This is a genomic window from Butyrivibrio sp. INlla18, from assembly GCF_900103635.1.
In the GTDB taxonomy this organism is placed as follows: domain Bacteria; phylum Bacillota; class Clostridia; order Lachnospirales; family Lachnospiraceae; genus Butyrivibrio.
Window position 1 is genome coordinate 55751 of the sequence record NZ_FMXK01000008.1, and the last position, 23383, is coordinate 79133.

General features: G+C 39.9%; 22 protein-coding genes. 18 read left to right on the plus strand and 4 right to left on the minus strand.

Annotated elements, in window-relative coordinates; genetic code table 11:
* Window positions 1-226: 226 nt before the first annotated feature.
* The 10 genes from BLS24_RS06520 to BLS24_RS06565 all read left to right on the plus strand — a co-directional run bounded on the left by BLS24_RS06520 (window position 227) and on the right by BLS24_RS06565 (window position 11254).
* Window positions 227-1132, plus strand: coding sequence for a GNAT family N-acetyltransferase (locus BLS24_RS06520; RefSeq protein ID WP_176764357.1), 906 nt, complete (start codon window positions 227-229; stop codon window positions 1130-1132).
* Window positions 1133-1241: 109 nt separating this feature from the next.
* Window positions 1242-3035 (plus strand): Na/Pi cotransporter family protein, encoded by a 1794-nt coding sequence (locus BLS24_RS06525; protein WP_091757291.1) that lies wholly within the window; start codon window positions 1242-1244, stop codon window positions 3033-3035.
* Between the two features lie 22 nt (window positions 3036-3057).
* Window positions 3058-4212 carry a serine hydrolase domain-containing protein gene (locus tag BLS24_RS06530; RefSeq protein ID WP_091757293.1) on the plus strand — a complete coding sequence of 385 codons (1155 nt, stop codon included), beginning with the start codon at window positions 3058-3060 and terminating at the stop codon, window positions 4210-4212.
* Window positions 4213-4214: 2 nt separating this feature from the next.
* Entirely contained in the window at window positions 4215-4775 is a 561-nt protein-coding gene (locus tag BLS24_RS06535) for an NUDIX hydrolase (protein ID WP_091757295.1), read from the plus strand.
* Between the two features lie 30 nt (window positions 4776-4805).
* Complete coding sequence (locus tag BLS24_RS06540) at window positions 4806-5570, plus strand: Crp/Fnr family transcriptional regulator (protein WP_242872245.1); 765 nt, start codon at window positions 4806-4808, stop codon at window positions 5568-5570.
* Between the two features lie 17 nt (window positions 5571-5587).
* On the plus strand, window positions 5588-6322 hold the full coding sequence (pflA, locus tag BLS24_RS06545) for a pyruvate formate-lyase-activating protein (protein ID WP_091757297.1): 735 nt from the start codon (window positions 5588-5590) through the stop codon (window positions 6320-6322).
* A gap of 170 nt (window positions 6323-6492) precedes the next feature.
* Window positions 6493-8757 (plus strand): formate C-acetyltransferase, encoded by a 2265-nt coding sequence (gene pflB / locus BLS24_RS06550; RefSeq protein ID WP_091757299.1) that lies wholly within the window; start codon window positions 6493-6495, stop codon window positions 8755-8757.
* 326 nt (window positions 8758-9083) lie between these two features.
* Window positions 9084-9833, plus strand: a complete 750-nt coding sequence (locus BLS24_RS06555) for a basic amino acid ABC transporter substrate-binding protein (protein ID WP_091757301.1) — start codon at window positions 9084-9086, stop codon at window positions 9831-9833.
* Between the two features lie 10 nt (window positions 9834-9843).
* The gene (locus BLS24_RS06560; protein ID WP_091757303.1) at window positions 9844-10530 is read left to right on the plus strand and encodes an amino acid ABC transporter permease; all 687 of its coding nucleotides are present in this window, start codon (window positions 9844-9846) and stop codon (window positions 10528-10530) included.
* Window positions 10517-11254, plus strand: a complete 738-nt coding sequence (locus BLS24_RS06565) for an amino acid ABC transporter ATP-binding protein (protein WP_091757305.1) — start codon at window positions 10517-10519, stop codon at window positions 11252-11254. The genes BLS24_RS06560 and BLS24_RS06565 overlap by 14 nt, the downstream gene beginning before the upstream one ends.
* A gap of 464 nt (window positions 11255-11718) precedes the next feature.
* Here the strand turns inward: BLS24_RS06565 and BLS24_RS06570 are convergent, their stop codons facing one another.
* The 3 genes from BLS24_RS06570 to BLS24_RS15580 form a co-directional block, all read right to left on the minus strand.
* Entirely contained in the window at window positions 11719-12036 is a 318-nt protein-coding gene (locus BLS24_RS06570) for a type II toxin-antitoxin system RelE/ParE family toxin (RefSeq protein ID WP_091757307.1), read from the minus strand.
* Entirely contained in the window at window positions 12033-12317 is a 285-nt protein-coding gene (locus BLS24_RS06575; RefSeq protein ID WP_091757309.1) for a type II toxin-antitoxin system Phd/YefM family antitoxin, read from the minus strand. Before BLS24_RS06575 ends, BLS24_RS06570 begins: the two co-directional genes overlap by 4 nt.
* Before the next feature lie 253 nt (window positions 12318-12570).
* The gene (locus tag BLS24_RS15580) at window positions 12571-12732 is read right to left on the minus strand and encodes a helix-turn-helix domain-containing protein (protein ID WP_176764358.1); all 162 of its coding nucleotides are present in this window, start codon (window positions 12730-12732) and stop codon (window positions 12571-12573) included.
* A gap of 202 nt (window positions 12733-12934) precedes the next feature.
* On the opposite strand from BLS24_RS15580, the gene BLS24_RS06585 reads away from it, so the two are divergent.
* The 6 genes from BLS24_RS06585 to BLS24_RS06605 all read left to right on the plus strand — a co-directional run bounded on the left by BLS24_RS06585 (window position 12935) and on the right by BLS24_RS06605 (window position 20266).
* The gene (locus BLS24_RS06585; protein ID WP_091757313.1) at window positions 12935-14296 is read left to right on the plus strand and encodes an SPFH domain-containing protein; all 1362 of its coding nucleotides are present in this window, start codon (window positions 12935-12937) and stop codon (window positions 14294-14296) included.
* A gap of 15 nt (window positions 14297-14311) precedes the next feature.
* Window positions 14312-15025, plus strand: coding sequence for a hypothetical protein (locus BLS24_RS06590; protein WP_091757316.1), 714 nt, complete (start codon window positions 14312-14314; stop codon window positions 15023-15025).
* Between the two features lie 7 nt (window positions 15026-15032).
* Complete coding sequence (locus BLS24_RS06595; RefSeq protein ID WP_091757318.1) at window positions 15033-15836, plus strand: hypothetical protein; 804 nt, start codon at window positions 15033-15035, stop codon at window positions 15834-15836.
* A gap of 15 nt (window positions 15837-15851) precedes the next feature.
* Window positions 15852-17525 carry a type VII secretion target gene (locus tag BLS24_RS06600; protein WP_091757320.1) on the plus strand — a complete coding sequence of 558 codons (1674 nt, stop codon included), beginning with the start codon at window positions 15852-15854 and terminating at the stop codon, window positions 17523-17525.
* Between the two features lie 12 nt (window positions 17526-17537).
* On the plus strand, window positions 17538-17714 hold the full coding sequence (locus BLS24_RS15220; protein ID WP_176764359.1) for a hypothetical protein: 177 nt from the start codon (window positions 17538-17540) through the stop codon (window positions 17712-17714).
* A 74-nt stretch (window positions 17715-17788) separates the two neighbouring features.
* Window positions 17789-20266, plus strand: a complete 2478-nt coding sequence (locus BLS24_RS06605; protein ID WP_091757322.1) for an amidohydrolase family protein — start codon at window positions 17789-17791, stop codon at window positions 20264-20266.
* Between the two features lie 2 nt (window positions 20267-20268).
* Here BLS24_RS06605 and BLS24_RS06610 read toward each other — a convergent pair whose 3' ends face one another.
* A complete protein-coding gene (locus tag BLS24_RS06610) occupies window positions 20269-21090 on the minus strand; it encodes a TrmH family RNA methyltransferase (protein WP_091757324.1) in 822 nt (273 codons plus the stop codon).
* Between the two features lie 163 nt (window positions 21091-21253).
* On the opposite strand from BLS24_RS06610, the gene BLS24_RS06615 reads away from it, so the two are divergent.
* A complete protein-coding gene (locus BLS24_RS06615; RefSeq protein WP_091757326.1) occupies window positions 21254-22600 on the plus strand; it encodes an MATE family efflux transporter in 1347 nt (448 codons plus the stop codon).
* A 72-nt stretch (window positions 22601-22672) separates the two neighbouring features.
* Window positions 22673-23353, plus strand: a complete 681-nt coding sequence (locus BLS24_RS06620) for a YoaK family protein (protein ID WP_091757328.1) — start codon at window positions 22673-22675, stop codon at window positions 23351-23353.
* Window positions 23354-23383 lie beyond the last annotated feature (30 nt).

A 23383-nucleotide genomic window follows, 5' to 3' on the forward strand; every position in this document is an offset into this window, starting at 1 on the left:
CCCTTACCTGGCATATTATGAAAAAGTTTTTTATTTGGTATTGTCTTAACTCATCTGACACTATTATAATAACAAGCCAATATGTCCAAAAGATGATTTGAAGTAACCATTCTTTTAATTAATTGTAAACAAATTATGAACGCCCGCATGTCAGTAAAATGATGTGATGAGCTTTTTTTATGCCCAAAACCCGCATATATGGTATACTTTTCTTGAGGTGGCAATTGTGCTTAATTCAATCTTTTTTATCTATGAGAATGAAATCATAGTTCCTTTAGTTCAGGACGAATCGGCCTATGTGGTGGAGCAGGGCTATTCATCTGCTGTATTCGAGGCATCTAAGTTTCCAGAAGACGATTACGAATCACACAAAAAGACTATTTTGATCGCTACAGATTCACAAGATAAGGCAAAAGAGCTTTCAGAAAAAGGCTTTTATGTCATCGGAATAGCTCATGCAGAGAATATTTCTTCAGAATTCAAGGGACTAAAATATATTTTTACCGACATTTCCGAGGTGGATATAGACTCTTTTGTTAAAGCATATCAGAGATATGCGGGCGAGCCCTGGGAGGTTCTTAAGACAGAGAGACTTATTGTAAGGGAGACAACTTTAGAAGATGTAGATGAATTCTACAAACTTTACGCGGATCCAGAGATGACACGCTATATGGAAGGTCTTTTTGAAAATCCAGAAGATGAAAAGAGATATCAAAAGGACTACATTGATAAAGTATATGGCCTTATGGGCTTTGGAGTATGGACGGTTGTCAGAAAGTCAGACGGTGTCGTTGTTGGAAGAGCAGGCTATTCTGTAAGGAATGGTTTTGACGATATAGAGCTTGGCTTTTTAATAGGAAAAGAGTACCAGAGACAGGGCTATGCCATGGAAGTTTGCTCAGCAATCCTTGATTATGGCAAGGCAGTTCTTCAGTTTGATAAGGTGCAGACTTTGGTCAAGGCTGAGAACAAGGTATCTATACATATTTGTGAGAAGCTTGGATTTGAGAAGACAGATACCGTAGAAGTAGAAGAGAACATCTATGGTCAGGAATATAATGCAGGTCAGAAAGTGCCTTTTAATGAGTGCCGTCACGGTACATATGTTAGAATGATCAAATTTTTATGGTAATTTTTGGGTTCTTCCTATAATATATATTTGTAGTTTATAGGAAAGGTAATCAAATAGGTACAGGGCGCCGCATGGAAGCGCTTAGGGGAGAGTATCTATCGGAGGTATTATGAGTTCATTAGAATTATTTAGTCTTGTAGCAGGCCTTGTTGGTGGTCTTGCAATGTTCCTTTACGGAATGAATGTTATGAGTGGAGGCCTTACAAAGGCAGCAGGTGGCAAGTTAGAGAGCGTACTTGCCAAGGTAACTGAGCATCCGATCATAGCTTATGCTTTTGGTGTGGCTGTAACTGCAGTAGTTCAGTCTTCATCAGCATCTACTGTCATGGTAGTCGGTCTTGTTAATTCAGGCATCATGACTCTTAGACAGGCGGTAAACGTTATTCTTGGTGCCAACCTCGGTACTACATTTACTGCATGGCTTCTTTCACTTAATGCGATCAGTAGTGACAATTTCTTTATAAATCTTCTTAAGCCCAAGTCATTTACACCATTTTTGGCTATCATTGGCATTGGTCTTTACATGTTTTCCAAGAGTGAAAAAAAGAAGAACGTAGGAACCATCCTTCTTGGCTTCTCTGTTCTCATGTTTGGTATGAGCAGCATGTCAGATGCGGTTTCTCCTCTCAAAGATGTCGAGTCTTTCAAGCAGCTTCTTACAACCTTCAGTAATCCTCTTGTTGGATTTTTAGTAGGTATCATCTTTACTATGGTTATCCAGAGCTCAGCAGGTACCATCGGTGTACTTCAGGCCCTGTCTCTTTCAGTTACAGTTGGTTATAGCATTGCTATTCCTGTAGTAGTTGGTGCTGAGGTTGGAACATGTATCACAGCTATCCTTTCATCATTTGGTGCTAACAAGAATGGTAAAAGAACGGCTCTCATGCATCTTTACTTCAACGTTATCAAGGCAACTCTTTTCATGATAATCTTCTATTCACTTCATGCAGTTATCCACTTTGACTTCATGGATAAAGAAATTGGAATGGCCGGAATTGCTGGAATACACACGCTTATAAATCTTGTGGCAACACCACTTATGCTTCCATTCTCTGGAATACTTGTAAGTCTTGCCCTCAAGACTATTCCTATAGATGACAAGGAAAAGAAAGAACAGGAGGAGCAGGAAGGTCTTCGCACACTGGATCCACTTTTCCTTTCAAACCCTCCATTTGCTCTTGAGCAGGCTAGACAGACAGCTGTTACAATGGCCAAGATGACAAAAGAAGCATTGGATAAGGCTATTGACCTTATTACCGATTATCATAAAGAAACTGCCGAAGAAGTTGAGTATCTAGAGCAGCAGGTAGACAGATACGAGGATGAGCTTGGAACATACCTTATGAAGATCAATTCTCATCACCTTGCTCCAGATGATAGCCATACACTTTCACTTCTCTTGCATTGTATTACGGACTATGAGAGAATAAGTGACCATGCCCTTAATATTGCTGAGAAGGCAAAGAGCATGGATGAAAATGAACGAAGCTTTTCTCCAAAGGCACAGGCTGAGATGGACATCTATTCAACAGCGGTTAGAGATATCGTAGATACTTCTATAACTGCTTTTGACAATCAGGATGTGAAGCTTGCCAAGACTATCGAACCTCTTGAAGAGACGATCGATGAGATCCAGAAAGAGGTTAAGCGCCGTCATGTAAGACGTCTTCGTAAGGGCAAGTGTACTATCGAGCAGGGCTTTGACTTAAGCGACATCGGTACAGACTTTGAACGTATTGCTGATCACTGCAGTAATATCGCAGTAGGTATCATCGAAGCACATGAGGATAACTATTTTGCTCACGGCTATATCGAGACATTGAAGGCCGAGAAGAACGACGGATTTGAGCAGGCAGTGGATTTCTACGAGAGGAAGTATCGTCTGCCTTCAGTTAAGTACTAATTAGTTTCAGGAAAAGAGTGTTATGAACATTAGAAAATTAAAGTACCTTGATGAACTTATTGAGGCACAGAGAGAAAGAAATAAGCTCCAGGGTGCAACTATCGTGGTTGAACATAAAGGCAAAAGAGTTTATGAGAACCACTACGAACCAGATAGAGAAGACAGCATTTATAAGATCTTTAGCATGACCAAGCCTATTACTGCCTTGGCAGCTATGATGCTTTACGAAAGAGGGAAGCTTGATCTGATGAGCAATGTATCAGATTATCTTCCTGCTTTTGCTGATTGCAAAGTTGTAACTCCAGATGGAATACAGAAGGCCCACAATCCTATTAAGATCATCAACCTTCTCAACATGACATCAGGAATCGCAGGTTCAGGAGATTTCGGCGAAGCTGAGAGATCCATGAGCAAAGTTTTCAAAGAGGCCAAGATCCAGAGAGAATCCGGAATTCTCAAGAACAATATCGATGTTTGCAACAAGCTTGCAGAAGGCTATCTTGCATTTGAGCCAGGAACAGGTTACAAATACGGTTACTCAGCAGATATCATGGCTGGAGTCATCGAAGCTATCACAGATATGAAGTATTCAGAGTTCCTTAGAAAAGAGATCTTTGATCCTCTTAACATGGATGATACTGGTTTCAAGATCGACATGGGCAAGACTTCCAGGCAGGCAGTTTTATATAGGAGAGACAAGAATAATAAAGTTGTAAGAGCTGAGGTTGATGTTGCTCGCAGGATGGATATGGAAAATCCTTTTGATGATCCATGGTTTGAAAGAGGCGGAGCAGGTCTTTATTCTACAGCTTTAGATTATTCTCACTTCACTCAGATGATACTTAATAAGGGCTCCTACCACGGCAAAGAGCTCATTGGTAAGAAGACTCTTAGCTACATGTTAAGCCCACAGCTTAATGCTATGCAGCTTGAGGATTTTGCAATAGATGATAATCAAGGTTACAACTATGGCAACTATTTCAGAGTGCTTACAGATCCAGCAAAGGCTCTTTCAAACGGAAGTGCTGGCGAGATTGGCTGGGGAGGATCTGGCGGAACTTATTTCTTTGTAGACCCTTCAGAGGAACTGACAGTGATCTATATGCAGCAGATCGAGGGCGGCTATGACAGCAGCTTCATCCGCAGTGTCAGACAGATTGTATATGGAGCTATTTAAAAATGGAATTTGAGTTTTTAGAAAAGAAGGAACAGGGCAAGTTCATTACACGCTATGACCTTCATTACAGAACATCTGATGATCAGGAAAAGATCTATGAAATGATCAGCAGAAATCCAGATCTTAAAACAATGGATGATCTAAGGAATCCTAAAGAAGATGCAGTTGCCATTATCATGCACGATGAGACAGGTGAAAAGATCCTCATCAACAAAGAATTTAGAATGGCAACAGGGGAATGGGTTTATAACTTCCCTGCAGGACTTATAGATGAAGGCGAGACTGCAGAGCAGGCCGCTAGAAGAGAATTAAAAGAAGAAACAGGACTTGATGTAATACGCATAGATGATTGGTGGGGCAAGTGCTACAGTGCGATTGGTTTTTCTAACGAGAGAAATGCTTGTTGCGTAGGCGTTGCCGGAGGTACTTTTTCAGAGAGTACTTCAACTCAGGAAGAGATCGTTCCTGGCTGGTACACCAAAGAGGAGATCAGAAATCTTTTAAAGACTGAGGCTTTTGCAGTAAGAACTCAGGCGTATTGCTATCTATGGTCCAGACAGTAGTTCTTTTACCTAATTAGTGGAAAGTAGAGCATGAGCGAAAAGAAGGATCAAAGTAAAAAAGGAATATATAAAGAAACAGACCATGGTGAAGAGCTCAAGCGAGGCATCATCGGTCTTAATATATGTGAGGAGTGCGGCGGATTTTGTACCGAGAAGCTTCCTCTTATGGAAGGTCTTCCTGTAAATGCGCAGGTAAGCCTTATGGAGCATTCAGTCCATGAAACCCTCAAGAAGAGCAGCTATCTTTTCAGAGAGGGAGAGGCAGTTGACTCCATATGTATAATAAGAAAAGGAAGAGTTAAACTTTGCCGATATGATTCCCTTGGTCGTGAACAGATCATTACCATATTGGCAGATCATGATATCATTTGGGAGGGCATGTTCCTTGACGGAAGTGTTTATCCATATTCTGCGGTATGCCTTACCAATGCGTCTATCTGTCTCATTCACAGAGACGATTTCATCAAGGTAGTTGATAACCCAACTGCCGCCATGAACATCATAATTCTTCTCAGCAAAAAGCTTCATGATGCTAATGAGAGAAATATGCTGTTATCTACCAAAGACCCCATGGCAAGACTAGCAGGCTTTTTGATGTACAGAGTAGACCGAAGCCCTAATGACGATATTGTGCTCAAACTCGATGACATAGCAGCAAGCGTGAGCCTTCGAACAGAGACAGTTTCTAGGAAGCTTCGCGAAATGGAAAAGATGCACCTTATTGAGAGACTTGGACATGCAAGGATCAAGGTGCTTGATAGAGATACTTTGCGGGAAATATATATTTCCCAGTGATTTAGATTGGAGTTTTTATGATTAAAGGAGCTATTCATTCTATAGAGACCTTTGGTTCTGTAGATGGACCTGGAATTAGATTTATTGTATTCCTCAAAGGATGCAATCTTAGATGTAAATATTGTCACAACGTAGACACCTGGGATCCTCACTCAGATGATATGAGAACAGCAGATGAGATCTTGGATTTTGCTGAGAGATATCGCAGCTACTGGGGTGAAGAAGGAGGTATCACTGTTAGTGGAGGAGAGCCACTTCTTCAGATCGATTTCCTTATCGACCTGTTCAAAAAGGCTAAGGAGCGCGGCATCAATACTTGTATCGATACAGCGGCGCAGCCCTTTACTAAGGAAGAGCCTTTCTTTTCAAAGTTTGAAGAGCTTATAAAATATACAGACCTTCTCCTTGTTGATATCAAGCATATCAATAGAGAAGAGCACATCGAGCTCACAGGACTTCCTAATGACAATATCAAAGAATGCTTTGCATATCTTGATGAGATAGGCAAGCCAATCTGGATCCGTCACGTATTGGTTCCAGGAATCACAGACAACGACGAATATTTAAGAGAGACCAGAAAATTTATTGAGAAATTTTCTAATATAAAGAGAATAGATGTGCTTCCATACCACTCAATGGGACAGATGAAGTTCAAAGAACTTGGAATTCCATATCAGCTTGAAGGTGTTGAATCACCAACAACAGAGCGCGTTGAGAATGCCAGAGCAATTTTAAACGGAAAAAAGAACTGATTTTATCGGTTCTTTTTTTATTTCTGTGAAACTTTTGTGAAAAGTGAAAAAAATAATAAAACTTGATTTCAATCAATGTTTGAACAAATTGTAAATGATAATATGACTTCCGGTAGATAATAGTGATAAATAATTAACAAACAATTGTTAGTTTTGAAAGGAGATAAACCATGAACGAAGCATGGAGAGGTTTTAAAGGAACCCACTGGCTGGATGATGTTAATGTAAGGGATTTCATCCAGAATAACTACACACAGTATGATGGAGATGAGAGCTTCCTCGCAGATGCTACAGATGCTACTAACAAGCTCTGGGGCAGATTACAGGAGCTTCAGAAAGAAGAGAGAGAAAAGGGCGGCGTACTTGAGTGCGAGACAGAAGTTGTATCTAGCCTTACAGCATATGGCCCTGGCTACATCGACGAGTCTATGAAGGATCTTGAGAAGATCGTTGGTCTTCAGACAGACAAGCCTCTTAAGAGAGCATTCATGCCATTCGGTGGTATCAAGATGGCTGAGGAAGCTGCTGAGACTTACGGATACAAGGTAAACGAGAAGTTCCACAAGATCTTCACAGAGTACCACAAGACTCACAACCAGGCTGTATTTGATGCTTACACACCTGAGATGAGACTTGCTAGACACAGCCACATCGTAACAGGTCTTCCTGATACATACGGCCGTGGACGTATCGTAGGCGACTACAGAAGAGTTGCTCTTTACGGTATTGATTTCCTTATCGCTAAGAAGCAGGAAGATTACAACAACTGCGGCGATGGCACAATGCTTGATCACATCATTCGTCAGAGAGAAGAGATCTCAGAGCAGATCAGAGCTCTTAAGGGAATGAAGGAAATGGCTGCTGTATACGGATTCGATATTTCACAGCCAGCTAAGAACGCAAAAGAAGCTATTCAGTGGCTTTACTTTGGATATCTTGCAGCTATCAAGACTCAGAACGGTGCTGCTATGTCTGTTGGACGTGTTTCAACATTCCTTGATATCTATATTGAGAGAGATCTTAAAGAGGGAACACTTACAGAGTCAGAGGCTCAGGAGCTTATCGACCACATGACAATGAAGTTCAGAATGGTTAAGTTTGCTCGTATCCCTTCATACAACAACCTCTTCTCAGGAGACCCAGTTTGGGCAACACTTGAGGTTGGTGGACTTGGTATGGATGGTCGCCACATGGTTACAAAGAACGACTACAGATTCCTCCACACACTTGAGAACATGGGACCTTCACCAGAGCCTAACCTTACTGTTCTTTACACATCAAAGCTTCCAGCTACATTCAAGAAGTATGCTGCTAAGATTTCTGTTACAACATCTTCAATCCAGTACGAGAACGATGATGTTATGAGACCTATCTGGGGTGATGACTACAGCATCTGCTGCTGCGTATCTGCTACACAGACTGGTAAAGAGATGCAGTTCTTCGGTGCTAGAGCAAACCTTGCTAAGTGTCTTCTTTACGCTATCAACGGTGGTAAGGACGAGAAGTTCCTCACAAAAGATGGTAAGCACATGCAGGTTGGACCAGAGATGGCTCCTATCACATCAGAAGTTCTTGACTATGATGAAGTTATGCACAAGTATGACATCATGATGGATTGGCTTGCAGGACTCTATGTAAACATCCTCAACCTTATCCAGTACATGCATGACAAGTACTACTACGAAGCAGCTGAGATGGCTCTTATCGATACAAACGTAAGACGTACATTCGCTACAGGTATCGCTGGTTTCTCACACGTTGTAGATTCACTTTCAGCTATTAAGTATGCAAAGGTTTCAACTGTTCGTGATGAGTCTGGTCTTGTAGTTGATTACAAGATCGAGGGAGACTTCCCAAGATATGGTAACGATGATGAGAGAGCTGATGAGATCGCTGTATGGCTTCTTAAGACATTCATGAAGAAGATCGAGAAGCACCACACATACCGTGATTCAGAGCCTACAACATCTATCCTTACAATCACATCAAACGTTGTTTATGGTAAGGCTACAGGTGCTACACCTGATGGAAGACCAGCATTCGCTTCATTCGCACCTGGTGCATCACCATCATATGGTGCTGAGCAGAACGGTCTTCTTGCATCACTTAACTCTGTTGCTAAGATTCCTTACGAGTACGCTCTCGACGGAATTTCAAATACACAGACAATGAACCCTAACGCTCTTGGTCATGACGACGAAGAGAGAGCTAACAAGCTTGTTAACGTTCTTGATGGATACTTCGATCAGGGATCACACCACCTCAACGTTAACGTATTTGGTAAGGAGAAGCTCATCGATGCTATGGAGCATCCTGAGAAGCCTGAGTATGCTAACTTCACTATCCGTGTATCAGGATATGCTGTTAAGTTCATCAACCTTACTAAGGAGCAGCAGCTCGACGTTATCGCTCGTACATGCCACGAGGCACTCTAATTTAGAGCTAGAGCACAGCAAATTTAAGTATAATACCACTACTAAAAATGAAGGATGTCGCAGAAATGCGACATCCTTTTTTATTCAATAGGAAATTCCTTTGGATTTCCTATTGAATAAAAAGCGCTCCGCTAAGGATGCGACTGGTGCGCAGATGAATTTTGCAAGCTAAAGCTTGCGCGCACCAGCGCGCAAAGAGTCGCGAGCGACTCTTTGTTTTGTTTTGATTTTTTTTATTTTCCTCTTGATATTTATTAATATTACTGCTATATTATACATAAAAGTTGCATAAATATACATTAATTTGCATAAAACAGGAGGTTATTATGAAAAATAAGGTATTATCTTTAGTACTAGTAATGATGTTAGTAGCTCTTTCACTTGTAGGATGCGGAAGCGCAAAGTCCAATGGAACACTTGTAGTTGGAACAAACGCAGCATTCCCTCCATTTGAGTATATCGGTGATGACGGAAACCCAGATGGATTTGATATCGCTCTTATCAAGGCAATCGGTGAGAAGATCGGTATGGAAGTTAAGATCCAGGATATGGAGTTCGATTCACTTGTATCATCTATCGGTGGCAAGATCGATGTAGCTATCGCTGGTATGACAGTTACAGAAGAGAGACAGAAGACAGTTGATTTCTCAGAGCCATATTATGAAGCTGTTCAGGCAGTTATCGTACCAAAGGGATCATCAATCAAGAGCGCAGATGACCTCAAGAACCTCAAGATTGGTGTTCAGCTGGGAACAACAGGTGAGTTCATCGCTGACGAGATTGAAGGCGTAGAAGTATCTGCATATAATAAAGCTATCGATGCAGTAAATGATCTTAACAACGGACGTGTTGATTGTGTTATCGTAGACAAGAATCCTGCAGAAGTATTCGGAACACAGTTTGCTGATTCTGTAGATGTTCTTCCTGGAACAGACTTTGATTTCGAGCCAGAGTTCTATGCAATTGCACTTCCTAAGGGAAACACAGAGCTTGCTGACAAGATCAACAATGCTATCGCAGAATTAAAGAAAGACGGTACTTACGACAAGCTCGTAGCACAGTACATTGAGGAGTAATTAGAAACACATGACAGTAAGGGAACGTTTTATCGCCGCTTTCATAGAAAGCGACCGCTGGAAACTATATATCTCAGGCCTTGGAATCACGCTTGAAATAGCTCTTTTCGCAGGTATTCTTGGTATCATAATCGGAACGATATTGGCACTTATGAAGCTCTCTACTACAGAAGAGGGCAAGCCAACGATATTCAATTATATCGCCACGATCTATATTGATGTTATTAGAGGAACACCTAGCGTATTGCAGCTTCTCATTATGTGGTTCATCATTATGGCATCTTCCAACAACGGAATCTTGGTAGCATCTCTTTCATTTGGTATCAATTCCGGTGCATATGTTGCGGAGATCGTCCGTGGCGGTATTATGGCTGTTGATAAGGGACAGATGGAGGCAGGACGCAGTCTTGGTCTTTCTAAGGCTGCTACTATGCGCTATATCGTCCTCCCTCAGGCAGTCAAGAACATCATTCCACCACTTGGTAATGAGTTCATCACTCTGATAAAAGAAACAGCGATCGTTGGATATGTTAGCCTTACGGACCTTACTCGTGTGGCAAACCAGATTGCATCAAGGACTTATGACGCATTTATGCCTCTCATTGGAGTAGCAGTTATCTACTTTGTGATAATCAAGCTCCTCTCTACTTTCCTTGGAAAACTTGAAAGGAGGATGCGCGTAAGTGATCACCGTTAAAAATCTGTGTAAAGAATTTAAGAATACTGACGGAACTGCAACAAAGGTTCTCACAGGTATTAATTATGAAATAAACAAAGGCGAAAAGATTGTAATCGTTGGACCTTCAGGTTCAGGAAAGAGTACTTTCCTTAGATGCCTTAACCTTATGGAAAGACCTACATCAGGTCAGGTAATCTTTGATGGAGTTGATATTACAGACCGTAAAGTCAACATCAATGAGGTTAGAGAGCGTATGGGAATGGTTTTCCAGAACTTCAATCTCTTCAATAACCTTACTGTTATGCAAAATATCATACTTGCTCCTGTTAAGCTTAAGATCATGACAGAAGCAGAGGCCAAAGAGAAGGCAAAACAGCTCCTTGAAAGAGTTAATCTCCTTGATAAGGCAGATGTTTATCCAGCTTCTCTCTCAGGTGGACAGAAGCAGCGTATCGCCATCGTTCGTTCACTTTGCATGAATCCTGAGGTTATCCTCTTTGATGAGCCAACTTCAGCTCTTGATCCAGAGATGGTAGGCGAAGTTCTCGATGTTATGAAAAAGCTTGCTGATGAAGGCATGACCATGGTAGTAGTAACTCACGAAATGGGCTTTGCAAAAGAAGTTGCTACGAAAGTCCTCTTCGTAGACGAAGGAAACATCCTTGAAGAGAATACACCAAAGGAATTCTTTGAGAATCCGCAGAGTAAGAGACTTCAGGAGTTTTTATCAAAGGTATTATAATCTAATTATGAAGCGAAGATAATATATCAGACTATGTGAACTATAGTTCTCATAGTCTGTTTTTTTAATTGATAGGAAATTGCTCCGAATTTCCTATTAAACAAAAGCGCTCAGCTAAGGAGGGGCACTCGCGCGAGAATGTCGCAAGCGACATTCTATTTATGTGTGCAGGTAGAAAGTCATGATATGTGAGCTTTGGTGCTATTGGTTTACGTCTTTTTTGTAATAATTTGTGACGAGGCGTAGTTTTGTTTTGCATTTTACGTCGGAATATAAGAATTAGTGAGTAAGACGTACTATAATCAAGAAAGTTACGTCAAGTAACAGAAATTGAATAATATAGGCGTATTTCATTTCAGCAAAATTACGCCGGCCTGAAAAATGAACAAGCATAGACGTAATAAATCGAAAAAAATTACGTCACATCACTTAAATTGTTGCTATGGACGTAATTTTCACAAATATTAAAGCCCTCTAATAATACTAAGGTAATCTTGCCTCTGATCAACCACTGCATAAATGGTAACTATTTTTTTTGAGTCATCAACTTTATAGAACACTAGGTCTTTTTCCAAGATAAGAACAAGATACCCCTGTCTTCGTAAAACATTATATTTGGGCGTAATGCCAATATAAGGATTGCTTTCAAGCGATAAAATAGATTTTTCCAAAGAGTCTAGTTTCTCTAGTGCAACATCATTTCCGAAATTTTCAGCTACATAAAGTACTATTTTTCTAATTAGGGAGTCGGCAGTGTCGGTTCTAATGATTTTGTATTTCAAGCCTTATCCTCCTTGAGGATACTTCTTAAATCATCAAATGTATCTTTTATAGGAGCTGTTCTTCCGAGTTTGACATCCTCATCAGATTCAGCGAGAACTTCTAATAATTCAATACGAGCTCTTATCCTTTTATACTCTTCGTAGCTAAGAGAAACAGTATCACCTCTACCATTTACAGTGATGATAACTGCCTCGTTTCCTTCATGACATTGCTTGGATATTTCATTATAATGATTTCGTAAATCAGCAGATGGTCTAATAGTTTCTTGACATGTAAACATCTAAATCACCTCCATTTGATAGACATATTATATCATGTGATGTCTATAAATAAAAATGAAATAAAAATAACCGCCACGTCCTGCACGACTAAGCGGTTATTACATATAAACACTTAAATCAAAACAGGGCTAACCGTCTACCGGTAGCACTATTTCTATTGATAAATTATCATAATGTTTTTTTTGTTGTCAAACATTATTGTATAAGAGGAAAATACCAGGCTATGTGAAGTATAGTTCTCATAGTCTGGTATTATTTAAATTGTAAAACATCATTTGGTGTGCATTCTATAATTTGACACAGCTTTTCTAATGTATAAACAGTAATGTTTTTATTCTTTTTTAGACTATCTAAGGTTTTATTATCAACCCCATGTTTTAACAAGTAATATTGCGAAATACCTTTCTTCGACATGGTTTGCCAGAGCGGAGAATAATCAACTATAGGATATCACCCCAATCGTTCTAATTTAACAAAATTGTAAGTGGATAATGTGGGTATGAACATTGTGGAGATATTCACAACATGCTAAAATTAGAAAGTCGGATTGAATCTATAACACTTGAATTAATTCATGTTTTTAGAAACATAGAAATCGTGTAGGAGGGTAAAGTTAATGGCTTTATTTCAAAGTGAGAATCCCAAGGAGAAGCAGCATAAGGGCGTGTTAGGAGCATTTTCGGTTGATGTTATCAAGTGGGAACCAGAAACTGATCAAGAGGCAGGAGTTGTAGTTCATAAATTTGAATATGAAGATTTCCCAAATGGTTCATATCTTATCGTGGGAACGTCTCAGATGGCGATTTTTACTAATAACATAACAGCGGGTGATTCACTATCTGCAAATGGAGACGGTCAATCACAAGTTTCGGTATTTGTTGGTCCATGCAAAATAAAGCTTGAAACAGGAAATAGTAGATTTGCTCCATTTAGAAATATAACTAATACTTTAACTGGCGGTGAGTCCGCTTTTCATTGCACGGTTTACTTTGTAAATACTACGTATATGAATGAACTCAATTGGGGAACGCAGGCACCGGTCGTTCTTATGGACCCCGAGGAAGAAGTAAATATCCATGTAAGAGCATTTGGATTATTTGGTGCACATATTGAACAGGTTGATAGCGAAAAAGCAGTTATCGATGCTAGGAAATTTTTGCAGAAAGTAGTTGGAACAAGAGCAGATTTTACAAGAGATGAACTTGTAGCCTTTATGAGAGCAAAAATACTTGAATATGTGCCTGATCTTCTGGCTAAGACAATGATCGATAATAAAGTTGGAATATTAAAGATTAGCACAAAATTAAGCGAATTCTCGGATTTGATTTATGGACAGCTGGAAAAACATTTCGAAGCGTTTGGATTAACTTTAGACAATTTCTCATTTCATAACATAAACGCTCCTGATGAAGATCTTAAAGCTATAAATGACATAAAAATCAAGCGCAAACAGTCGCAACTTGAGGCAGAAGGAAATGCAATGAAGATGGATATTGAGTCTGCAGCAAGGGCAAGGATGCGAGAAAGAGAAGGCTATACATATCAGCAAGAGCAGGCATATGGCGTTATGCATGATGCTGCATCAAACGAAGGAACTTCCAGCGGATTTATGGGAGCAGGAATGGGAATAGGAATGGGCTTCGGCGTTGGAGGAGCAATTGGAAATAATGTTAGTGAATTGGCAAAAAATACACTTGGAGGTCATCTAAATTCAGAAGCTTCACAGACAGTTTCAAATGATGCTATAAAGGTATGTTCAGCATGCGGAAAAAGCAATCCTGAAGGAGCTAAATTTTGTTTGAACTGCGGAGAGAAACTGGCAAGCGGGAAAGTATGTCCGGAATGTGGAAAGGAATTGGCAGCGGATGCAAAATTCTGCCCATACTGCGGAAAGAAGCTAAATACGATATGTCCTAAATGTGGAAAAGAGATAATTGATGGAGCAAAATTCTGTCTTGAATGTGGAGAGAAACTGTAAAGGAGATAGATTAATATGAAAAAAATAGGATCAGTGATTTTTACATGCATTATGGTAGCAGTAGCTTGGTTGGTATGTGGACTGCTATTTGCAAATTATGAGTCTCCAAGTTTTTATTACTGGGGTGGTTTTGGATTTGGTTTGATGGTTATTGTAGCTGTATGTTTAGCTAATTATGTTTTGAAATCAAGAAATAAGGCTCCGATAGAAGTAAATGTATTGCCAACAGTTATTTCGTTTGGCTATTTGATAATAGGTATAGCTTTTAATGTTAGGTTTATGATACCAATGCCAGGAATATATGAAATGCAAGGAACTGGTTTATTTGAAAAAGTTCTTATAGCAGCGAACATCTTACTTCTTTTGGTGTTTATCTTAACTATATACTTTGCTTCTGGATATAGAAATAGAGTTTCTGAGCAGGTAGAAATTGCTGAAGCTAAAATTGCAAACACAACGGAGATTATGTCATTAGTTGCAAGATTATTAAGCCAGACAAAAGATGAAGAAGTAAGAAATAAACTATATACATTCAAAGAAAAGATTGATTACAGTACGAATGTCTCTCAGAGTTTTTCTGTTGAAAATGAAGAAAAGCTTATGGAAAAACTTAGAAGCATTGGATCTGAATTAAATGATGGAGCATCTAAAGAGCGTATCTTATCGGATATAGAAGACGCTGAGAAGATATGGAATATGCGAAATGCAAAAATATCTACTTTGAGGTAGGAGATATATGGACGGAGTAGGAATGCAATGCCATGGTTGTGGTAGCACAAATGTGGTATTTGACTCGAAAAGAAGAATACTAAAATGTAACCAGTGCGGCAAGGAAGAGTACTATTCTAGGGCAACACTTAATGCAAATGGCAGGGTTGTTTTTGGCAAACAAAATGCTATGAGTTTTTTTACAGAAGGTAAATATGAAGAATCTAGGCATTATGCTATGGAAGTTTTAGACATTTCTATGGATAATGCCCCTGCATTGTATATTCTTTCATATGTGGATGAGTTTATTACTGGCAAAGCGGGAGCAATGCAAACTTTTTTCAAGCAGATAAAAGATATTCCGCTAGAATACGATGAAGTAAAGGATTTAAGAGAACTTATTTGGTCTTCAGCATATCGTTTATCTGATTATGAAAAAGATATTATAGAACTTATAGCTTTAAATATGCAATCACCGGAGGATTTACCAGAATTAACTGAATTCATGGATAAAATTTGTCCTTACTTTATTTCTAAGAGAGTATCAGCGGACTATTTAGATAAAGAGCTTGCAGATATGTATAAAGAATTAGCTGATCATTGTGGAATCCCTAAAACGTGTTTTGCTCTTATAAAATCAATAAGTGAGAATCCGGATTCACCGATAGCTGGTAATAGTTTTTTCTTAAAAGCAAAGGCTAAATACTTCTATGACAATTATGTACTGGTTATAGGAACAATAATTGAGTCGATGAAAGACAACGAATTTAAACAAAAATTTATGGGAGCATATGCACAGAAACAGAAACAGTTTTTAGAACAACTAAATTAACTATAGGAGGGGTATATGGCAGAAGGATTAGTAAGTCAGGCAGAAATAAGTAATCTTAGTAGAAGAATAGCAAAAGTAGAGAATATGGCTGCGCAAATGAATAATGTAGTGCAGAACATTGACAATTCTCTAAATGCTATGAATGGATCGCTGGGAGACATTAAAAGTGACTTAGCGCGTTTATCCGATGACTTCCAAAAAATGTTCAATGAACAAAAAAGAACAGCAGCTTTGCAACATGCGGCTACTGAGTTGGTGCGTGTAAGACAAGAGTTGGAGCAGAACTTTGGAAATTACAAAAATGTTAGAGAAACTATGCTTGGAGTGCTTCAAGCGAGTGATTTGGCGCTTGTTAAGAAAACAACTATTTCAAGAGTATCTGAAGAAATCATGTTGTCTACTCCAGAGTATTGGCTTGCACCTTGTTTAGTAGCTGTTTCAGCGTGGATAGCTAATGACAGAGATTTGGCTGAAAGGGCAATCAAAGAAGCATGTAGACGAGATGAAGAAAAAACAGCTATTACTATGGCGCTGATATGTAGAAGAAACAATAGAACGCAAACTTGTTATGAGTGGCTTTCTATCTATTTTGCAAAGCAAGATGCTGCAGATTTTTCAGAAGGAAGTTTTGCATATATAGATGCGTATGTGAATGGGATATTTGGTCCGGATGAAAGGCATATGTGTGACGACTATATTACAAAATGGTTAAATGAAATAAAAGGTAATGGTGTAGCATTCGAGTTTAGTCAAGAACAGATGTGGAAATCCTATTGTGAAAAATTTAAGCTCGATGTTAGTGGACAGTATCCTTCATTGGCATCATATTCATCAGAGTTTCCTCAGATTAATGAATACATGGGAAGAATTGGTTCTGTTGACAGTATATCTAGTAATTTCCATGAAATTGTTAATGCTTATGTAGATCAGGATTCATTAAAGAAAAAAGTTGATAAAAATTTGATATCTCTGATTAGCAGGTACGACGGAAAAGAAGAGCCATTGAGAAATGAAGAAAGATTCCTTCAGAAGATTAAAGATTTTGACGGTGATACTGAAAAGGCAAGAGATTATATGCGACAAGAAGAGATGCTCAAAAGAGAGCAACGTCTAAATCTTGTTGAAAGAATGGCTAGTACTATTCTGACTGATGAAGCAACTAGCCCATCCCAGAGGAAGACGGCGGTTTCATTCCTTCGCGGATATATTAGGAAGGGATATAATACTTATATTGAGGAGAAAAAACCAGAGTTTCCTACTGAAGTAACTGTGAATGTAAATGGGTGGAGTGGAAAAACAAGTGACGGAAGTAATACACCTCAGCTAATGACAGAATTTGAACAATATGCTAATGCGTTAAGACAAAGCGACATTGCTACAGCTAATACAAATAAACCTAAGGTATACATGGGGGGAGCAATAGCATCGGGAGTAGCAGCTTTGCTAGGAGCAATAGTAATTCATCCAGTTATCGGTTTAATGCTGTTGGCAGCCGCAGGATATTTGGCTTTCAAAATGTTTAAAGAAAAGAAAACTATTGAAAATAATATTGCGCTGATCAACTCAAATTATGATCAATTAATAACTAATGGAAAATCTGTTATAGCGGGTACTGTGGATGAATGGGTAAGAGCAAAGAATGTTGTTACTCAATTTGAACAACAGCCAGCAAGAGAAATAATTGCTTAAAGGAGTGTAATAATGGCAGAGAATATGATGAATGATGATATGAATTTTGATGATCTTGAAGCTATGTTCGGTCAGGATAGCTCCGATATAGCAAGAATGGAGAAAGTAGTATTATCACAGAATTTAGAGGGGTTTGCTAATTGTTTCCCAGATTGGGACTTGCATCCGCCAGTTAATGCGAAAAGCTAATTACAAAGTTGAAAAAACTCATCAAACACTCTATGCTTATTACAAGCGTAGAGTGTTTTTTTGAGGGCAAATATATGACATATTTCACATGTTTTTTCTTAGATAATGAGAAGGATATAATAGTTGATCTGTATAAGGATCTTGATAAGCTATTCTTTATTCTATCAACGCCAAACCATGCAACCGGGAACTTGATTCGTAATTTGGCTAAAGCATGTAAGGTGCCATTATCTCAAGACGCAGAAGGCAAGTTCATCATCAAAGGTGAAGTACCATGCTACATAGACGGCAACAACGAAGAGAGCTACATCTTCAGGCTCGGAGAGACAGAGGTTGCAAGCATCTATCCAGATGGAAGCGTTGATGTGAAGGCTGGAATTCCGGCAATTGCCAAGACGCTTATGAGTCAGACCAAAGACTTTAGGCTTGATCTGGACAAAACAATCTTTAAGACTTACGTCCGCAAGGACCTTAAATTCCGCGGCGATCTCCATACTCATATGAACGGAAATCTTCCAGGAGATATACTCATCGCTCTCGGAATCTATCATCAGATCAGATACCCTTTATATTATGTAAAAAAGCTTGATATCAAGCTCACAGACGCTCAATGGGAAAAGGTTAATGCCCAGAGAGAAAAAGTAGCAAGACAGTTCATATCATCAGGACTTCAGGGCAAATACCTAGATAGAAGGATTAACGACAACACCTTCATCAATTTTGCTGACCTTATCCTCAATAACCTTGACAACGCAGAGATGAATATCGTCAAGATCCGCGGCTCCCTTGCAGTCATCAAGGATGGCCAGGCAGTGTTTACAAATCTTGAGAAGGTCTACTTATATAGATATGTCTTTTGCAAAGGCAAGGAAAGTGAAGACAAGATAGAGCTCCAGCGAATCGACCAGATTCCAGATGAAGATGTCAAAAGAGCTCTTAAGCAGATGCTAAAGGATAAGGAAAATCCAGCATACTGCGGTAATACCATCTTCCAGGATAAGCTCCTGTGGATAGCTCGTAACTACAAAAAGCAAGGTGTTTACTACGCTGAGATCAGTGACACAACCCTTGTAAAAAAATATGAATCCCTTGAAATGTTAAGGCAGGTTCATGAGGTAATGCCTGAAATCTATCAGGAGACAGGCGTAATGCTTAGGTTCCTAGCTGCCATGCGAAGGATTCCACTTACTATTGTCAAAGACGCAGTAACTCCAGCCAATTACCTGGAGCAGAACCTTGAGGTATTAAAGGCAACAGCTCTTGACCCTTACGTTGCTGGCTGCGATTTTGTTGGAGAAGAGATAAATGACATCATTACCTTGAAGCCAGCCTTTAAAGAGATCGTCAAGATCGCCAGCAAGGATCCAAGCTTTGTAATTCGTGTGCACGCAGGTGAGAATGATAGCCAGAAGGATAACATCGCCCACAGTATTGCCTGCGTAAAAGACTCCCTGGCACCAGGCCAGAAGATGCCTCGAATGCGCCTTGGACACGGACTTTATACATATAGTCCAACCTCCAAGAAAGGCCGCGAAGTATTAAAGCAGCTAAAAGAAAACAACGTAGTTCTGGAGTTCCAGATTACAAGTAATGTTAGATTAAATAACCTTAACTCCCTTGATCACCACCCTCTGAAGCAATACCTAAAGCAAGGAATCATGTGCGTTCAGGGAACAGATGGAGCGGCTCTTTACGGCACAAACTCAATAGATGAAGAGCTTTCTCTTGAAAAGATGCTCTCTCTTTCAGAAGCGGATTTAAAGCTTATGAAGGATGCAGAGACCAAGATAATTGAAGAAAGCCAGAAGGCGTACTCTGACAAGAAGGCAGCCTTCACTCAGCTCCTTGCAGGAAGAGACCTAGAAGAAGTCCTTCTTGAGAGGATGAAGGCAGTTAAGATCTCAAAGCGTCTTGATAAGGGCGATCCAAAGATTGACGCCAATCAGGAACTTAAAGAGCAGATTAGCGAGATAACCTGGGATAGACTTCCTGTGGTACTTCTTGGCGGAAGCTTCAACACAGAGAACAGGTCAACCAAGATAACTGCCAAGGGAAAAGAGCAGCTGGATGCCCTTCTAAATTACCTAAGCCCAGAGGATGCCTGCTTTGTAATAGGCCATAAGTTTGCAGGTTATGAGAAATATCTTTTGGACCATAATGATAAAGGCTTTAGGATATATGCAGTAGTGCCGGCTCTTATTACCAAAAAAGAAGCAGACAAGATAAAAAACTATGGGGTACAGGTAAGAGTATCCACAGAAGCCCAAGGAATGGGCATTTACAAGAGCTTTAACTATGAAATATTTGAGCGCCGCCCATCAATGGTAGTAGCTTTCGATGGAAACAGCGCCGCAGCAAATCTCATACAGGAAGCCAAGAACGGAAAAGGCTTCTCAGAAATATATGTGTGGAGTCACTCCAAGACCCTTCAGCAAAAGGCCAAATCTCTTCATGGATACGTTCACACCTTTGATGAAGAGAATCCTATTGTGAAGGCCATTGGCAAGATCCAACAGGAAATTGCAGACAAATTAAATAGTAAAAAGAAGTAATATTATTTTCTGGATAATTCCCAGAAAGCTACAGCGCTTGCGGCTGCAACGTTAAGAGAATCTACCCCATGGGACATAGGAATCTTGACGCAGTAGTCGCAGGCGCTTATTGTTTCGGGAAGTAGTCCATCACCCTCAGCACCAAGGAATACTGCAAGCTTCTCACAGGAGTGAAGCTCAGGATCATCAATGTCTTTAGTATCATTTCTAAGAGCCATGGCTACTGTCTTAAACCCGCATTCCTTAAGAGCCTCGAACTCGCCGTCTTTAGGAAGGAATGTCCAGGGCACTTGAAATATAGTACCCATGCTGACTCTCGCAGCCCTTCTATACAGCGGATCAGAACAACCGCTTGTGAAAAGAACTGCATCCATAGAAAGGGCAGCAGCACTCCTTACGATTGCTCCAATGTTAGTTGGGTTGGTGACATTTTCAAGAACTGCAACGCGCCTTGCTCCTGCGCAGACCTTAGCTACAGAAGGTAGCTCTTTTCTCTTCATGGCACACAGAACACCTCGAGTTAGGTGAAATCCTGTGATACCAGTCATAACTGAAGACTTCGCCACATATACTGGTACGTCAAAAGAGCTGCTACAACGTTCAATGACTTCAGCATCCTCTTTTTCTGTCTGGTCTTTTTCCAGCAAAAGAGAAATTGGCTCGTAGCCAGCATCTAGAGCTCTTGTGATAACCTTGGGACTCTCTGCGATGAAAATTCCAAGGCCAGGCTCGTTTATGTGATATAGCTGATTTTCAGAATACTCGTGATATATGGAAAGCTCAGGAGTATCTATCGTATTTACTTCAATAAATTCATTACTCATTCAAATAATCCTCTATAATACTTTATCTTTTATGGGTTTTTATATCAAGAAGACCTTCAACTTTTGCCATATTTATATATAAATCTTCTATTTTCTTTTATCATTAACCATGCTAGAGTGAGACTAAGAGATTCAATTTGTCACACTCTAGGGAAGGATTTTTATGGGAAAGAAATATGTCACAGATATGACAAGCGGCAACGAGATCATGCTACTTGTTAAGTTCACTATACCTATGCTCTTAGGTAATTTGTTCCAGCAATTTTACAACCTTGCAGATACAGTCATCGTAGGTCAATTTGGCGGAGAATATGGTCTTCCATCAATTGGCGCAGTAGGAAGCGTTAACTTCCTTTTCTTTTCACTGTGTCTTGGAATGGGCGCCGGCGTAGGAATCATGATCTCCCAGAACTTTGGAGCTGGCAAGGACGAGTACGTTAGGAAGATAGTAGGAAATTCAATATATATCACTCTGGCAGCAGGTATCTTAATGAGTATCGTCAGCGTTGTCTTTGCAAGACCAATACTGACACTCATGGACACACCACCTGAGTGTATGGCAGATGCTCTTTTATATATGAGAATCGTGTGCGGAGCCACGTTCCTTGTTGCAGGCTACAACATGATCTCTTCTATATTGAGAGCTCTGGGTGATAGCAAGACTCCACTAGTATTCTTGGTGGTTGCATGTGTTATCAATATCGTCTTAGACCTCATTACAGTAGTTGGCCTACATATGGGAGTAGCCGGTGCGGCAATAGCAACAGTCTTTTCCCAGACAATTGCTATGATCGGATCAATAGTCGTTGGGGTTAAAAGAAATCCATACCTCCAGTTACAGCCTATTCACCGAGAGCTTGATACAGGTATCATAGATAAGTCCATAAGACTTGGTATTCCGCTGGCATTACAAAATGCTCTCATCGCATTCTCCTGCGTAGCTCTTCAGAGAGTAGTTAATAGCTTCGGAAGCGACGTTATGTCTGCTTATACAGCGACAGGTCGTATCGAGCAGCTGGTACAGCAGCCATTTGGATCTCTCGGCACAGCAGTATCAACCTTTGCTGGACAAAACGCTGGAGCCAAGAAGCTAGACAGAGTTAAGAGCGGATGTGTTAAGAGTGTTATGCTGGTTGCGGCATTTAGCCTTCTCATGGTAGCAGTGATGTTTGCTTTTGGTGAGAACATCATCAGATTCTTTACTCCAAATGCAGAAGCTATCAAGATCGGTGCAAGAGGACTTAGGATCACGAGCCTTTTCTACTTTACTCTTGGCCTTATATATGTCTTTAGAGGAATGCTAAACGGCGTGGGGGATGCAGCTTTTGCTCTCATAAACGGCATCATAGAGGTTGTAGGACGTATCGGCTTTGCTACTATATTAATGGCTATCCCTGGCGTTGGACTTTGGGGATGCTGGTACACAAATGGCCTCACATGGGCTATCACCGGTATTGGATGCGTTATCAGATATATGAAAGGAAGATGGCGCAAGAAAGTATTTGCATAAAAGATACAAACCATCATTTTTAATGGTAAAAACAGCTATTTTTACCATCAAAATGATGGTAAGGGGAGAAACATGGGCATTTATTCATTTAACAACAAGAAATATCAGCGGTCGGATTCGTTTTTACTAGGAGCTATACTCTCAGTATCGGGAGGCTTTCAGGATGCGTATACATACGTGCTGAGAGATAAGGTATTTGCTAATGCACAGACTGGTAATATTGTCCTTATGAGTCAGGGGCTTATTAATAAAGACTGGTCTACTAGTTTTAGATATCTTCTTCCTGTTCTAGCATTTGTTTTAGGAATTGTTGCATCAGAGCAGATTGGACACAGATTCAAGCACAGCAAAAAGATCCACTGGAGACAGATAGTTCTTTTAATAGAAGCCTTTATCCTGGCTGTTGTGGCCTTTGTTCCCCTTACCCACAACGTGCTGGCTAATGTTCTTGTTTCTTTTGCCTGCGCTATGCAGGTTCAGGCCTTCAGAAAACTTCACGGTTATGCGTATGCTACAACTATGTGCATTGGAAATTTACGAAGTGGTACAGAGAGTCTTTCAATATATTTCAGAGAGCGAAACAAAGAGTCAATAATTAAAGCATTTCATTATTATGGAATCATTTTCTTCTTTGCGATTGGAGCAGGAATTGGCGCAACTATCTCATGCCAATATGGAATAAAAAGCGTTTTTGCGTCAGCAATTTTGCTGATTATCGGATTTTTTGTAATGCTTGATACAGAAGAAAAATAATCAAAAAATATTCTGTCAAATAATTGACAA